Here is a 14,269-nt window from a genome sequence, read left to right as displayed (position 1 = left end):
AGAGTTTATTTCTCCCACTTTAATATTCCTTTTTTAATGACATAGATAAATCCGACCAATAACAAGCCCATAAACACTACCATATCCCAAAACCCTGTCCAAGATAAAGCCTTGAAATTAACTGCCCAAGGATACATAAACACAATTTCTATATCAAAAAGTACAAAAAGTATCGCTACTAAAAAGTACTTGATCGAAATCGGAGTTCTAGCATCTCCTACCGACTCAATTCCACACTCAAAAGAGTCATCTTTCTTTTCAGAATGACGTTTTGGGCCTAATGCATGGGTAACAACCATTGTCAAAACAATGAATGCTAGCGCGGCAGCTAATTGTACAAATATGGGTAAGAAATCTTGAGGCTGGTAATTCATCTTATAAGGCATGAAAAATTAAGCCGCAATTTACTCACTAAAATCTAAATTTGAAGAGTTTTTCTTAAAAATACTTTGTTTTTCCTGGTACCGCTACCGCATATAATCCATTATCGTCTGGTTTCAATGGCATATCAGCATCCCAAGCAAAAGTAGATGGTGCAATACTCAATCCTGAATTGATAGCTTTATCCCATTCAATTACCTGTCCCGAATAAGTAGCCATCCTACCTAAAATAGACGTCATCGTAGAATAAGCGCCATTTTCAGCATCCGCAAATTTGTAATTTCCTGCCGCAACTTCCGCCCATAATTCGTCATGTTCTGTCTGATAGGGGTTATTTTCTAATTTAGCTTTATCATATCCAAATTTTAGATTTCCTTTTTGATCAGACAATTTCGCTGCATCAAATTCCACCTTACCTTTGGTTCCAATAATCAATTCATCAACTTTGGTCCAAGTACCTGGAATGTGACGGCATTGACTATTCAAAATCGTGCCATCTGCATATTCAAATTCAACGATGTGGTGATCAAAAATTTCGCCGTAATTTTTACCTTTTCTTACCTCTCTACCTCCGGTTCCTCTCGCCCGCACTGGATAGCCGTTTTTAGCCCAGTTGATGACATCAATATTATGAATGTGTTGTTCAGTAATATGATCGCCACATATCCAATTGAAATAATACCAGTTTCTTAATTGATATTCCATTTCAGTTTGGCCCGCTGTGCGTGGTTTTACCCATACACCATCATTATTCCACCAACATGAAGCCGAAACGATATCACCAATTTGACCATCTTGAACACGCTTCATTAATTCTCTATAAGAATTTTGATAATGACGTTGTAAACCTACTACGACATTTAATTTTTTCTGTTTAGCAATTTTCGCCGCCGCCAAAACACGTTGTACTCCGGCAGGATCAGTTGCAACAGGCTTTTCCATAAAAATTTGTTTTCCCTGCTTCACTGCCTCCTCAAAATGATAAGGTCTAAATCCGGGAGGAGTAGACAAAATCACTACATCAGCCAATTCCATCGCTTTTTTATAGGCATCAAATCCCACAAATTTATGATCTTCTGGAACATTGACCTTTTGATTAACGGGTGTAGCTTTCAGCGATTTATCTTTTTCTCTTGAATTCATAATGCTTTTATAACATCCATCCAATCGATCCCTGAAAACATCCGCCATCGCGACAAGCTGAATATTTTCTTTGGTAGAAAGTGCTTGTACAATCGCACCTGTACCTCTACCACCGCAACCAATTAAGGCTACCTTGATGGTATCATTCACATTACTTTGAGAAAAACTCACATTAGACAACCACGGCGCAAGAGTGATACCTCCCGTAATAAGCCCTGTTTTTTTAACAAAATCTCTTCTTGTATTTTTCATAATTTATTAAAAGGTTTACATTTATTCATCTAAATATTTGGCAAAAAATGCCCGTACTTCTGCTTCATTTGGCTGCCTCAATGGCCTTACTACGCGAAAACCAACAAACGGAGCATCCGCATTCCACCATTTACTTTTAGGAATTTGTGGATCTCGTCTATTCCAAATCGGATCCGCCGGAATCCGGTATTGAGCAGATAAATCAGTAGCCAAGGTGCTGTAATTACCACCCTTCACGACCGCATCGGCATATTTATCTACAAAAACAGCCTGATTAGGAGGCAAATCAGATTTTTTTTCCTGATAATGATCCAAGACCCATTCGGATACATTTCCTAACATATCATAAATCCCTAAATCATTGGGTTTTTTTTGAGCTACTTTATAATATCGATTGGCTGAATTTTCGGCAAACCAAGCGATTTGATCTAACTTTTGTGGACTTTTACCTGTGCCTTTGACAAAAGCATATTCCCATTCCGCTTCTGTAGGCAAGCGATAAAAAATCTTTGTTTTGGCATATAACCACTTACAATACATCAAAGCAGCAAATTGTTGCATGGAATTGGCAGGAAACCCTCCTACCTTACCCATTCCTAAGGTAAAATCGATATAAGGCGGACTAGGTCTCGTCACGGCATCAGGCCCATCCACCGGAGGTTTGGGTGCGGGATCTCGATCTTCCTCAAAAAATAATTGATATTCATCGTAGGTCACCTCGGTCTTACCAATCCAAAATCCTTCTATAATCTTTTGATTAATCTCGCCTGGGGGAATGGCAATCATATCAAAAGCTACATCTGTTTGTGGTATTTTTTGCTGATAGGAAGCCATTTGTTGGCCTTTACTTTCCAGGAATAATAGCAAGAAACCCAATAAGCAAACAAACCTAACCTGTAGTAATTTTATCATTATAACACGCCTTTATTAAAAACGATATTCAATTTACCTGATTTATTTTCCCAAACCAAAATTTTGACATCTTTAAAATAACTAATTAATTCTTTTAATTTTTCTATTTCCAAAATAGTCGCTGCCGTTGCTATCCAATCTGAAACAGCTCCATTTTCAAGAATGGCTGTGGCTGATTTTCCATGAGTCAAGGCCCAACCGTTATTTGGATTCAATACATGAGAATACTCCACCCCATTTATTTCAACAAATTGATAGGTTTTCCCAGATGTTGCCAAGGATGTATTTTTTATTTTTAAAAAATTGGACGTAATATCCTTACTTTGAGGAATTTCCAAACCAACTTTCCAATCAGTACCATCAGCATCTACTTGTGTACAAACAATTTTCCCTCCTGCATCAACCAATACATAAGGGTATCCCATTTCGATCATTAAATTCAACACACGCTGTGCCACAAAACCTTTTCCAATAGAACCAAAATCAAGCTGACATGCTGAATTCAATAAACGGATCGAACTACTATCAGAAGAAAATTCCACACAATTGCCAGAAATCTTTTGAGCCATTTCTGCCATTTTCAATGAATCAGGCAATATTTTAGACGCCCTCGCTTTCCGCCATTCTTTGACAAGTCGTCCCGAAAAAACATTCAAAGCTCCTCCGCTCATTTGTTTGGCATGTATTGATTCAACTAAAATCGATTTAAAGGCTTCTTTGATAGGGTAAAATTTTCCCGTACCAGCTAATCGATTAATATGACTTACTTCCGAGTACTCCCGATAATCACTTAATTGATTTTCTAAATTTTCTGCCAAATCAAATGCCAATTTTATATGAGCCGATAAACCTGAACTATCTTGGGTAGAAACAATCATGCGAAAGGGGGAACCCATCTTGCCCGTTTCAAAAATATATTTACGATACTGGGCAGATAATGTTCCGCTCAAGAAAATACACAAAATGCACGTCAGAGTATTTTTTTTCAACATAATCGAAAAATTACGATTTTTTTTCCGTAATTTTGTCCGGCAAATAAGGGTATGATTCCCTAACATCAACATTGATACCATTACCCATTCAAATTATTTGCCATGCTAGATTCCACCAAATTCCTTTTTGAAGCTCTAACGTACGATGATGTATTGTTACTTCCAGCTTATTCTGAAGTTTTACCGAGAGAGGTTAGTACGCAATCTCGTTTAACTAAAAACATTACATTAAACATCCCAATCGTTTCAGCAGCCATGGATACGGTTACCGAAGCAGATTTGGCGATCGCTTTAGCACAAGAAGGTGCCATCGGAATTATTCACAAAAACATGAGCATTGAACAACAAGCAGCTCAAGTAAGAAAGGTAAAGCGCTCTGAATCAGGTATGATTATTGATCCTGTAACATTGTTGGTTCATCAGACATTGGGTGATGCACAGAGAATCATGCGTGAATTTAAAATTGGTGGTATTCCGGTGATTGATGCAGATGGTAAATTGGTTGGAATTTTAACTAATAGAGATCTTCGATTTCAAAAACAAACGACTCGGCCTGTCGCTGAAATAATGACCAAGTCGAATCTAATTACTGCGAAAGAAGGAATTAGCATGGAAGAAGCTGAAAGTATTTTACAAGAGCATAAAATCGAAAAACTTCCAATCATTGATAAGAATGGTAAATTAATTGGATTAATTACCTATAAAGATATTCTGAAAAGAAAAAGTCACCCAATGGCATCAAAAGATCCACTTGGTAGATTGAGAGTCGGAGCTGCTGTAGGTGTTACGCCTGATTTATTAGATCGAGTAGCGGCTTTGGTCAAAGTTGGAGTGGATGTAGTTAGTATAGATACAGCACATGGACATTCAAAAGGTGTTATTGATGCATTGAAATCAGTTAAAAAATCCTTTCCTAATCTAGATGTGATTGTTGGAAACATTGCCACCCGTGAAGCAGCAAAGGCCTTGGCCGAGGCAGGTGCTGATGCAGTTAAAGTAGGTGTAGGACCAGGTAGTATTTGTACCACACGTATTATTGCTGGAGTAGGGATGCCACAATTGACAGCAGTCTATGAAGCAGCTAAAGCATTGGAGGGATATGATGTTCCGGTAATTGCAGATGGCGGTATACGTTTCTCTGGAGATATTGCCAAAGCGATTGCAGGTGGTGCGAGCACAGTGATGATTGGTTCCTTATTGGCAGGAACAGATGAGGCTCCTGGAGAAATGATCATTTTAGAAGGCAGAAAATTCAAATCTTATCGTGGAATGGGATCATTGGAAGCGATGGAAGATGGTTCAAAAGATCGTTATTTCCAAGATGCAGAAGATGATATCAAGAAATTAGTTCCGGAGGGAATTGTTGGTCGAGTTCCGTTCAAAGGATCGGTGACCGAAATTATTTACCAAATGGTCGGTGGACTTAAGGCAGGAATGGGCTATTGTGGAGCTGCCAATATAGAGGCTATGCAAGATGCTAAATTTGTGAAAATCACCTCTGCAGGTGTTAAAGAAAGTCACCCACATGATGTGAGTATTTCCAAAGAAGCACCGAATTATAGCGTGAAATAAGTTATTAGTTATCAGTGTTTAGTTATTAGGGATTAGTTTTAATAATGCTATACCCAATAACTAAACACTAATAATGCGAATTAAGGGTTAAAATATTCATTGATACCTCAAAATTCCATATAGCATTGCCATTTATTGGCTAATTCCTTTTCCATGGTATTTCTTTTTTTTAGAAAAAAAGAAACAAAAAAACTTAAATTCTCCCAGTTAATCCAAGACGAATCCGCAAGCGGCACGATTTTCACTGCGCTATCGGCTATTTTCTTTGACCCTGACGCACATCGCTCATGCGCATTGTCAAAGCTCCGCCTACCGCTTCGTTCAAATCTTTCGTCGGATTAACCGTACATCTCGAGATTATTTAATTTCTGAAAAATGTTTTCGTTATTACTAACGAAGGCTGTGCGCGCTTAAAATGAAACATCCTTAATAGTCGGGTTGAATAATCTTTGTGTCTCTTGTATAAAAAACAAATCCCTTCTTTAACTCAAAGGTGCCAATTACCTCCTTCCTTAAAATCTCAACTTCCGATATCGCATTGCCAAAGTATCGAAGTCAAAAGCGGTAAAGGAAGAGATTAATCATTGGAAATTTCAACCCTTAATTCGCATTAATAACTAAACACTAATCAACTATTAACTAAAAAGATTGTACCGTATCAACAAAGCATTGAACCTTATCAGGGTCAATATCAGGATAAACACCATGGCCTAAATTGGCAATGTATCTTTGTTTACCAAATTGCTCCAACATTTTTATTGTTTCCTTTTTTACCGTGGCAAAATCACCATAAAGCGTGCATGGGTCTAAATTCCCTTGCAAAGTTTTATGGGGTCCAACTAATTGTCTAGATTCCTGAATGTCCATGTTCCAATCCAAACCGATAGTAGCACAATTCAATTGAGCCATTTCTGCGCGAGCAAAAAATGCCCCTTTGGCAAATAAGGTTACCGGAACCTCACTAATCGCATCACAAATTTGTTTCAAATAAGGTGTAGAAAATTCACTGTATTGATGCGGCGACAAAATTCCAGCCCATGAATCAAAGATTTGAACCAAATTCGCGCCAGCCAATATTTGCGCTTTTAAATAGGAGATAGTCGAATCCGTAATTTTTTGCAACAATTGATGTGCCAGTTGCGGATCAGCATATAACATTTTCTTTGCTTGTGAAAAGGTTTTTGAGCCCTTTCCTTCGACCATATAACAATAAATAGTAAACGGAGCACCAGCAAAACCAATCAATGGTACTCTACCTGCCAATTCCTTTTTTACAATTTTAATGGCATCAAGTACATATTTTAAATCCTCCTCCGGATTGGCATCTTTCAAAGCATCCAAATCTTTCACAGAACGAATCACGTTTGGAAAAACGGGACCTTTTTGCTCTTCCATTAAATAAGGTAATCCCATGGCTTCAGGTACGACCAATATATCAGAAAAAATGATGGCGGCATCTACACCAAAACGATCAACGGGTTGCAAAGTAACTTCAGCGGCTAATTCCGGATTAGTCGCTAATCCAATAAATGAACCTGCTTTTGCTCTTACTTCCCGATATTCAGGTAAAATACGTCCAGCTTGACGCATCACCCAAACAGGAACCCGATCTACTTCTAAACCTTTCGCTGCACGAAGCAATCGATCATTTTTTAATACTTCCATATTTATTTTAAAGTACAAAAATACCAAAGAAAGCTGAAGCAAACAAAATTTCTATTTCGCCATCTTGCCTAAATATTCCTTATCTTTGCATTTCAAATTACGCCCAAGCTATGCAGGTTAAAAGTGCCAAATTCGTTACAAGCAATACTGATTATATGAAATGTCCTCCTGCTCACATGCCGGAGTTTGCTTTTATCGGAAGATCGAATGTGGGAAAATCATCATTGATCAACTCCATTACCTTCCAAAAAGGATTGGCGAAAACCTCTCAAACACCTGGAAAAACTCAATTAATCAATCACTTTTTGATCAATGATAATTGGTACTTGGTTGATTTACCCGGTTATGGATATGCAAAAGTGTCCAAAGAAAAAAGAAGAGAATTTGAGAAAATGATTTTTGATTATCTTTTCAAAAGAGAAAATTTAACTTGTTTGTTTCTTTTGGTAGATATCCGATTGAAACCCCAAGATGTTGACATTGCATTCATGAATCGAATGGTAGAAGAGCAAGTTCCTTTTTACATTGTATTCACCAAATCCGACAAATTATCTCAAAAACAAATCGATGAAAATGTAGGCTTTTACCAATCCTATCTGTTGGAATCCTGGGAAAGTTTACCCGAAATTTTCATTACATCAGCTGAAAAACACAAAGGTAGAGAAGAAATTTTAGCAAGTATTTCTGAATTAATTCAAACTTCCCCCTTTAAATCAGGTAAATAATAATATTTTTGCATCCGAAACATTAAAATAATATGGAATTATTAAACGAAATCGCCCATATTTCTGGGAAAAGTGGATTATACAGAGTGTTAAAGCCAACAAGAACGGGTGTAATTGTGGAAACCTTGGACGCATTGAAACAACGTTCGGTGGTTAGTGGACAAACAAGAATATCTGTATTAAAAGATATCTCTCTTTATTTAGATGATCACCAAGATAGCACTTTACCATTAGCCGATTTATTCAATTCGATTCATGAAAAATTCAATGGACAATTTTCCATTGAACCTAAAAAAGCTTCAGACGCTGAATTATTTGCCACCATAGCTTTGGTTGTACCCAATTATGATGCAGATAGAGTTTATGCCTCTGACATTAAAAAAATATTAAGTTGGTATTTGATTTTGGTAACGAATACACCTGAAATCTTTCAAACCATTGAACCCGCACCAGTAGAAAAAGCAGAAAAGCCAGCCAAAGAAAAGGCACCGAAAGCGGAAAAAGTTGCGAAAGAAAAAGCACCAAGTAAGAAAAAATAAGAATTGTTTCTATTCAACAAAAAAGCCCTTGATTTCTCAAGGGCTTTTTTTATATCATTAATGCTCAAATGATTACTTCAACGAATTGATAAATTTAGCAATTTTAACAGCATCTGCTTTCGGAACTGTCATAGGTGCCATTGGTGGATAACCTGGCCAGTTAGAAGGCTGAGGTTTTGCCATTAAAGCAACAATTTTATCAACACTGTATTTCTTTTTTGCTACATCTTTATAAGCTGGCCCAACTAAACGAGCATCTACTTTATGACAAGCAAAACAAGTATATTTTTGCATCAAAGGTTTGATATCCTCAGGAAAATCTTCCGCTTTTGCTTGAAATCCAAATGCAAAAACTCCTAATGAAACAGCAGCAATAAGTTTAGATAATTTTTTCATGAATAATTGAATGTTAAAATTTGATACAATTTAAAGCATTTACATCTATTTATCGTCCTTTTCTATCCCTAAATTTAAATTTTTCTTTATTATAATGTCAATTGGTAAGCATCTATTGCCCCTCGAACACTTCCATGCTTCTCTAATAAATCAGCTGCCTGCTCATCTGATACACCAATTTCCTCCTTCACCATACGAATGGCACGCAATACTAATTTATGATTACTAAGTTGCATATCCACCATTTTATTTCCTCGAACACGACCTAATTGAATCATAACGCTCGTGGATATCATATTTAAAACCAACTTTTGAGCAGTACCAGATTTCATCCGAGTACTACCTGTAACAAATTCAGGTCCAACGACCACTTCTATGGGATATTGAGCTTCTTGGGCAACTAAACTCCCCTCATTACAAACAATACAACCCGTTAAAATTCCATGTTCATTGGCAATATTTAAACCACCAATCACATATGGAGTTCGACCTGAAGCTGCTATTCCCACCACCGAATCTAATTCATTAATGTCAAATGCTTTCAAATCCAACCAAGCCTGTTCAATATCATCTTCTGCATTTTCAACTGCTTTACGAATGGCGCCGTCACCTCCTGCAATAATACCAATGACCCAATCAAATGGAACACCATACGTTGGTGGACATTCAGAGGCATCCAAAATACCCAATCGACCACTGGTGCCAGCTCCGATGTAAAAAAGTCTTCCTCCCTTTTTCATTCGTTCAACAATTTGTTCCACCAATTTGGCAATGGAAGGAATAACCTTTTCAACAGCCAAGGCAACCGTCTTGTCTTCATTATTGATATTTGTCAATAATTCTTGAACAGATTGATTCTCAAGTCCTTCATATTTGGAACTAGATTCTGTCGCTAATAAAGTTAAATTTTCGCTCATTCGGCTTGTGACAATTTTTTAAAATTGTGAAAGAAAAAGGGAATTGTATCAATTCCTTTATAAAAATTAAATAGACCAAAATGCTCATTGGGCGAATGAATGGCATCAGAATCCAATCCAAATCCCATTAAAATCGATTTTATACCTAACTCCTTTTCAAACAATGCCACAATTGGAATACTTCCTCCACCCCTGGTTGGAATAGGTTCTTTTCCAAACGTTTCAGCCATGGCTTCGCTGGCAGCTTGAAACGCAATACTATCCGTTGGCATTAGATAGGCTTCTCCACCATGATGTGGGGTAACAGAAACCTTTACACCTTTCGGCGCAATGGATAAAAAATGATCAGTAAATAGTTGGGTTATTTTTTCGGAAGATTGATTGGGCACCAATCTCATGGAAATTTTCGCATGAGCAAGCGAAGGCAATACGGTTTTTGCGCCTTCCCCGATATAACCTCCCCAAATCCCATTGACGTCTAAGGTAGGACGAATGGAAGCTCGCTCGATGGTGGAAAAGCCTTTTTCTCCATAAACGGATTGAATACCTAAATCATTTTGATAGGCTTCCAAATCAAAGGGTGTTTGAGCCATGGCAGCACGATCAGCAGGACTAACATCAAGAACATCATCATAAAAACCGGGAATGTTAATCTGATTGAATTCATCATGCAAAGACGAAATCATATCACAAAGGATATTGATGGGATTTGCAACAGCTCCACCATACACTCCTGAATGTAAATCTCGATTTGGTCCTTGAACGGTAACTTCCAAATAACTTAAACCACGCAATCCAACATCAATGGAAGGAACATCATTGGCCACAATCGCGGTATCTGAAATCAAGATAACGTCAGCTTGTAATAAATCTTTGTGATTGGCTACAAATGTAGATAAGTTATTTGACCCGATTTCTTCTTCTCCTTCAATCATGAATTTAACATTGCAAGTCAGGTTATTGGTGGCCAACATGGCTTCAAAAGCCTTGATATGCATAAACATTTGTCCCTTGTCATCACAAGCACCTCGTGCATAAATAATGTCATCCTTAATGACGGGTTCAAAAGGAGGACTATGCCACAAATCCAAAGGATCGGCAGGTTGAACATCATAGTGTCCGTAGACCAAGATCGTCGGGGCATTTGGGTCAATTAATTTTTCACCATACACTATGGGAAAACCTGCTGTTTCTTCTAATCGAACATGGTCAGCACCAGCTTTGGATAAATTAGCAGCTACCCATTCAGCTGTTTGACGAACAGAATGTGCGTAGGTAGGATCTGCAGAAATGGAAGGAATTCTTAGTAAATCTAACAGTTCAGATAAAAATCTTTCCTTGTTGGATTGGATATAAGATTTAGTTTGATTCATGATTGCGTAATGTTGAAATTTTACGCACAAATATAAGATTTTTAACTAGGATTTTGACCCTTTTGGAATAAGGTACATCCGATTTTCTGTTCCATCTATGATCCGAGAAATATTTTTTCTGTGGGTAAAAAACACCAAAAAAGAAACAAAAAAACCAAAGTAGATCAATAGTGGAATCTCATCTCCAAATGCGCTAAAAACCATTAAAAATGGAAAAGAGAGGGAAGCAATCATTGAACCCAAAGAAACATAATGGGAAAAATGAAAAACGACCAAGAAAATTATAATGCTAACAAAAGCCGCTTGTGGGTGCAGAGCTAGGACCATACCCAATAAAGTGGCAACACCTTTACCTCCTTTGAAATCACAGAAAACAGGAAGTAAATGACCAATGATAGCTAAAAATCCAAAAAGAATTTTCAACGTAACACACATTTGCCAATCTACATAATGGAAATGATATAAAACTGCTGCAAGGGCAGTGGCAATGAATCCTTTTAAGGCATCAAAAAACAAAACAATGGAACCTGCTTTTTTTCCTAAAACTCGAAAGGTATTGGTTGCTCCGGCATTTCCACTGCCTTGGGTACGAATATCTATGCCATGATAGGTTTCTCCGTACCAAATAGCTGTTGGAATGGAACCTAATAAATATGAGATGAGGGAGAGAATAACGACAAGTACAGTAAAAAGCATAATTCTTAATTAGCATCATCCCTTTTGTGAGGAATGCAATTCAAATATAGGACAGCTAAATACGAAAATCAAGAACATCAAAAACATTCTTGAAATGTTTAAATTTCCGTCTTTGTATTATGCTAATTTGATCTTAAAATGAGAAATTAATGGAAGCCATGATCCGAAATGCTTTGGCTTTTTCATGATCCAAATAGGTCAAGCGGTGAAAAGCTTGAACACGTAATATTTTAAAAATATTATCAATTCCATACCCTACCTCAACAAACGGTTTTGAAGGATCTAAGGAATCAAATGAATATCTATCTAAAAACTTTGATCTCAATGGATTATTTACATCTTTCATTAAATCATGATTTTCTTTTCTTTCACTTCCAAACAACACATTTGAACTTGCTATAAAACGCCAATTTAATTTGTTAATCAATGGAATTCGATTGAAAAGTAATCCCTCGAAATTGTGATTATATTGAAGGCTTGCATATTGATCACTAACAAATTCAAAATAATTCATGGTCGAGTAAGCACTTCTGACAAAGAAAAACGTTTCATTCCCCAAATGTGGAAACAATAATGGTGCTGGCAAATTGGAAGGAGTATACCCAGCAGTAAGTGTATAATCTGACCTACCCAAAGTACCTAAACGAAATGTTTGATAGGCTTTAAGAGTAATTTTTTCATAATTAAAATTGCCTCCGAATAATCCTTTAATTCCTCTTTGATATTTCAGGGTAATCACTGGAATCCGTTTGGTTGCGATGGTAATACGTTCATTTCCATTTAAAATAAAAGTCTCGTTTTTAGCAAATCGAGCCTCCAACGTAATGAAGGATTCTTGAAAATAATCTTGTACGGGAGAATCTACTCCAAGCTCTGGATTTAATCGATATTGAAACCTAAACAATGGATCGAAGGACCGCGTGTTCATGGAAGTAGATAAGGTCAAACCTTTGGTAACTTCCGAAGAAAAGAACACTTCACTTTCTCTCCTGAAAAATGCTCCTGAAAAAGCACCAAATCGAGTAAATGCATAAAATAATCGGTTGTCACCAATTAATTCAGGCGTTAAACCTACCCGCTCAATATCATAACTGTGCCGAAGTCCGGCCATGGTCCATTTCTTTTTGGAAAACAAATAGTTTACCTCTAATGCATACTTAGCCGTTAAATCTTTGGTTCCAAAACCAACATTACCTCTCAAAATCCAATGTTTATCAAAATTCGCATTGGTTCTAAATCCTAAACGAAAACGAGCACCTTCAATTGAATTAAGAGCAAAAGAACTAATGTAAGGTCCCACTTCTATATCGTTGAATTTTTTATATCCGCTGAGTACCAGCTCGGCAATTTCGACATAGGTTTTTACTGTGGGTAAACTCTTAACAGAATCAATCAAAGAAGAAGCTAACAAATCTTGTCTACTTAACGATTCATGCCTCGCATATTTCCAGTATTCGGGATTAGGTTCCTTGGCATCTTCCGCGACTTCAGATGTCAAATCATAGAATTCTGTTGGATGGGGTTGATTGATTTTGAAATCCTTGTTGGAGATATACATTTTCAAAAGCATACCAGCCGAGCCTTTGGTTAGTTCTTCAATATCAATTAAAAAACGGGTTTTAGCAGGCAACCAAGCTCCATTTTCAGTACGCTCCAATTCTTGAGAAATTTTAATTTTATCAATAAAATTCAAATTGGCAGATTTGTCTACAGTCGCATCAATTTGCACCAATGCAAAACTAGTGGTATCAATCCACATTTGGCCATTGAAAACCAAATCTTTGGGATTTCTAGGTTCAAAATCTAACTGGTAACAAATCTTACCATCTAAGTTGGTGGTATCATTTAAATAAAACTTGTAATTACCCTTCCAATTTTCTCCTACAGGACTGGCAAAATCTTTTCCGAAAAATGGGACATAATTTTGATAAAAATTATAATTGGCAAATAAATTGCCGCCGACCAATTGAGAAATAAAACTCCCATCGGTTACACCTACGCCCTTGATATTAGTCTTGAGTATTTTTTCTTTTCTTCTTTGAGGCGACTCTTTAAAATAAAATTTACTAATCGTCTCAGATATATAAGTTGGAATTACTGGCTTTCCGTCTTCCCCTGCAATTTTCTCAAACTTCTTAATCGCTGATTCTATTTCCTTCATGAATTTCTTTTCACGCATTTTTTCAGAAATATTATCGACATCCAATTCCATTTTGGTGTAGGAATCATATTCATAAGCGGTCAATTTACTACGGTCGTTGATTTCTTTATTCTTAATGACATTTCTAAGAATTTTAAAGGCAGGGTTTTCTCCGGAATATACAACCACTTCTTGCAAGGATCGATTGGTAGGGTCAAGTTGAAAATCAACCTCTTGATTGGCTAATTTAGGATCAATTTTCTTCGTTCTTTTTTTATAACCCACAAAAGAAACATACAGGGAATCCGCGACATATTTTGTATTCAAGATATATTCTCCTTGAAAATTAGTGGTAGTTCCTGCATTAACACCTTTTAATCCAACGGATGCAAAGGGTATTGGGTCCCCATTGGACGCATCGGTTACTCTCCCTTTGATGATATGTTGTGCGAAAACACTTTGCACTAAACCAAGTGAGAAGAAAGCAAGTAAAAGGAATATGCGAATTAAATTCAATGAATTAGTATTTTTAAACTTCAGGGCTTTTGTAAGATTAGTAGTTTATT

Annotated in this window: 13 protein-coding genes; 3 read left to right on the top strand and 10 right to left on the bottom strand. The window is 36.8% G+C overall.

Translation table 11 applies throughout. The features are described from left to right. Nucleotides 1-5: 5 nt before the first annotated feature. The 4 genes from V7S76_RS01940 to V7S76_RS01925 form a co-directional block, all read right to left on the bottom strand. Nucleotides 6-374, bottom strand: a complete 369-nt coding sequence (locus V7S76_RS01940; protein WP_459508314.1) for an NADH-quinone oxidoreductase subunit A — start codon at nt 372-374, stop codon at nt 6-8. A gap of 64 nt (nt 375-438) precedes the next feature. Further along, nucleotides 439-1,776 carry a Gfo/Idh/MocA family protein gene (locus V7S76_RS01935; protein ID WP_459508313.1) on the bottom strand — a complete coding sequence of 446 codons (1,338 nt, stop codon included), beginning with the start codon at nt 1,774-1,776 and terminating at the stop codon, nt 439-441. Between the two features lie 21 nt (nt 1,777-1,797). Then, nucleotides 1,798-2,688 carry a formylglycine-generating enzyme family protein gene (locus V7S76_RS01930; RefSeq protein WP_459508312.1) on the bottom strand — a complete coding sequence of 297 codons (891 nt, stop codon included), beginning with the start codon at nt 2,686-2,688 and terminating at the stop codon, nt 1,798-1,800. Then, complete coding sequence (locus V7S76_RS01925) at nt 2,688-3,680, bottom strand: FAD:protein FMN transferase (protein ID WP_459508311.1); 993 nt, start codon at nt 3,678-3,680, stop codon at nt 2,688-2,690. Before V7S76_RS01925 ends, V7S76_RS01930 begins: the two co-directional genes overlap by 1 nt. 102 nt (nt 3,681-3,782) lie before the next feature. Here V7S76_RS01925 and guaB point away from each other — a divergent pair, with 102 nt between their 5' ends. Continuing rightward, complete coding sequence (gene guaB / locus V7S76_RS01920; protein ID WP_459508310.1) at nt 3,783-5,252, top strand: IMP dehydrogenase; 1,470 nt, start codon at nt 3,783-3,785, stop codon at nt 5,250-5,252. Between the two features lie 639 nt (nt 5,253-5,891). On the opposite strand, the gene hemE is transcribed toward guaB, so the two are convergent. Further along, nucleotides 5,892-6,917, bottom strand: a complete 1,026-nt coding sequence (gene hemE, locus V7S76_RS01915; protein WP_459508309.1) for a uroporphyrinogen decarboxylase — start codon at nt 6,915-6,917, stop codon at nt 5,892-5,894. A gap of 110 nt (nt 6,918-7,027) precedes the next feature. Here hemE and yihA point away from each other — a divergent pair, with 110 nt between their 5' ends. Together yihA and V7S76_RS01905 are read left to right on the top strand one after the other, a co-directional pair. Next, entirely contained in the window at nt 7,028-7,642 is a 615-nt protein-coding gene (yihA, locus tag V7S76_RS01910; RefSeq protein ID WP_459508308.1) for a ribosome biogenesis GTP-binding protein YihA/YsxC, read from the top strand. Between the two features lie 32 nt (nt 7,643-7,674). Continuing rightward, complete coding sequence (locus V7S76_RS01905) at nt 7,675-8,181, top strand: DUF5606 family protein (protein ID WP_459508307.1); 507 nt, start codon at nt 7,675-7,677, stop codon at nt 8,179-8,181. Nucleotides 8,182-8,253: 72 nt separating this feature from the next. On the opposite strand, the gene V7S76_RS01900 is transcribed toward V7S76_RS01905, so the two are convergent. The 5 genes from V7S76_RS01900 to V7S76_RS01880 form a co-directional block, all read right to left on the bottom strand. Continuing rightward, nucleotides 8,254-8,577 carry a c-type cytochrome gene (locus tag V7S76_RS01900; protein ID WP_459508306.1) on the bottom strand — a complete coding sequence of 108 codons (324 nt, stop codon included), beginning with the start codon at nt 8,575-8,577 and terminating at the stop codon, nt 8,254-8,256. Between the two features lie 89 nt (nt 8,578-8,666). After that, nucleotides 8,667-9,494, bottom strand: coding sequence for an N-acetylmuramic acid 6-phosphate etherase (gene murQ / locus V7S76_RS01895; RefSeq protein WP_459508305.1), 828 nt, complete (start codon nt 9,492-9,494; stop codon nt 8,667-8,669). Then, nucleotides 9,491-10,867, bottom strand: a complete 1,377-nt coding sequence (locus V7S76_RS01890; protein WP_459508304.1) for a dipeptidase — start codon at nt 10,865-10,867, stop codon at nt 9,491-9,493. The genes murQ and V7S76_RS01890 overlap by 4 nt, the downstream gene beginning before the upstream one ends. Nucleotides 10,868-10,912: 45 nt before the next feature. Continuing rightward, nucleotides 10,913-11,563, bottom strand: coding sequence for a glycerol-3-phosphate 1-O-acyltransferase PlsY (plsY, locus tag V7S76_RS01885; protein ID WP_459508303.1), 651 nt, complete (start codon nt 11,561-11,563; stop codon nt 10,913-10,915). 133 nt (nt 11,564-11,696) lie between these two features. Beyond that, nucleotides 11,697-14,219 (bottom strand): DUF5686 and carboxypeptidase-like regulatory domain-containing protein, encoded by a 2,523-nt coding sequence (locus V7S76_RS01880; protein WP_459508302.1) that lies wholly within the window; start codon nt 14,217-14,219, stop codon nt 11,697-11,699. Nucleotides 14,220-14,269 lie beyond the last annotated feature (50 nt).

It is taken from the genome of Aquirufa sp. ROCK2-A2, from assembly GCF_054558485.1.
This window is presented reverse-complemented; position numbering and strand designations above follow the sequence as displayed.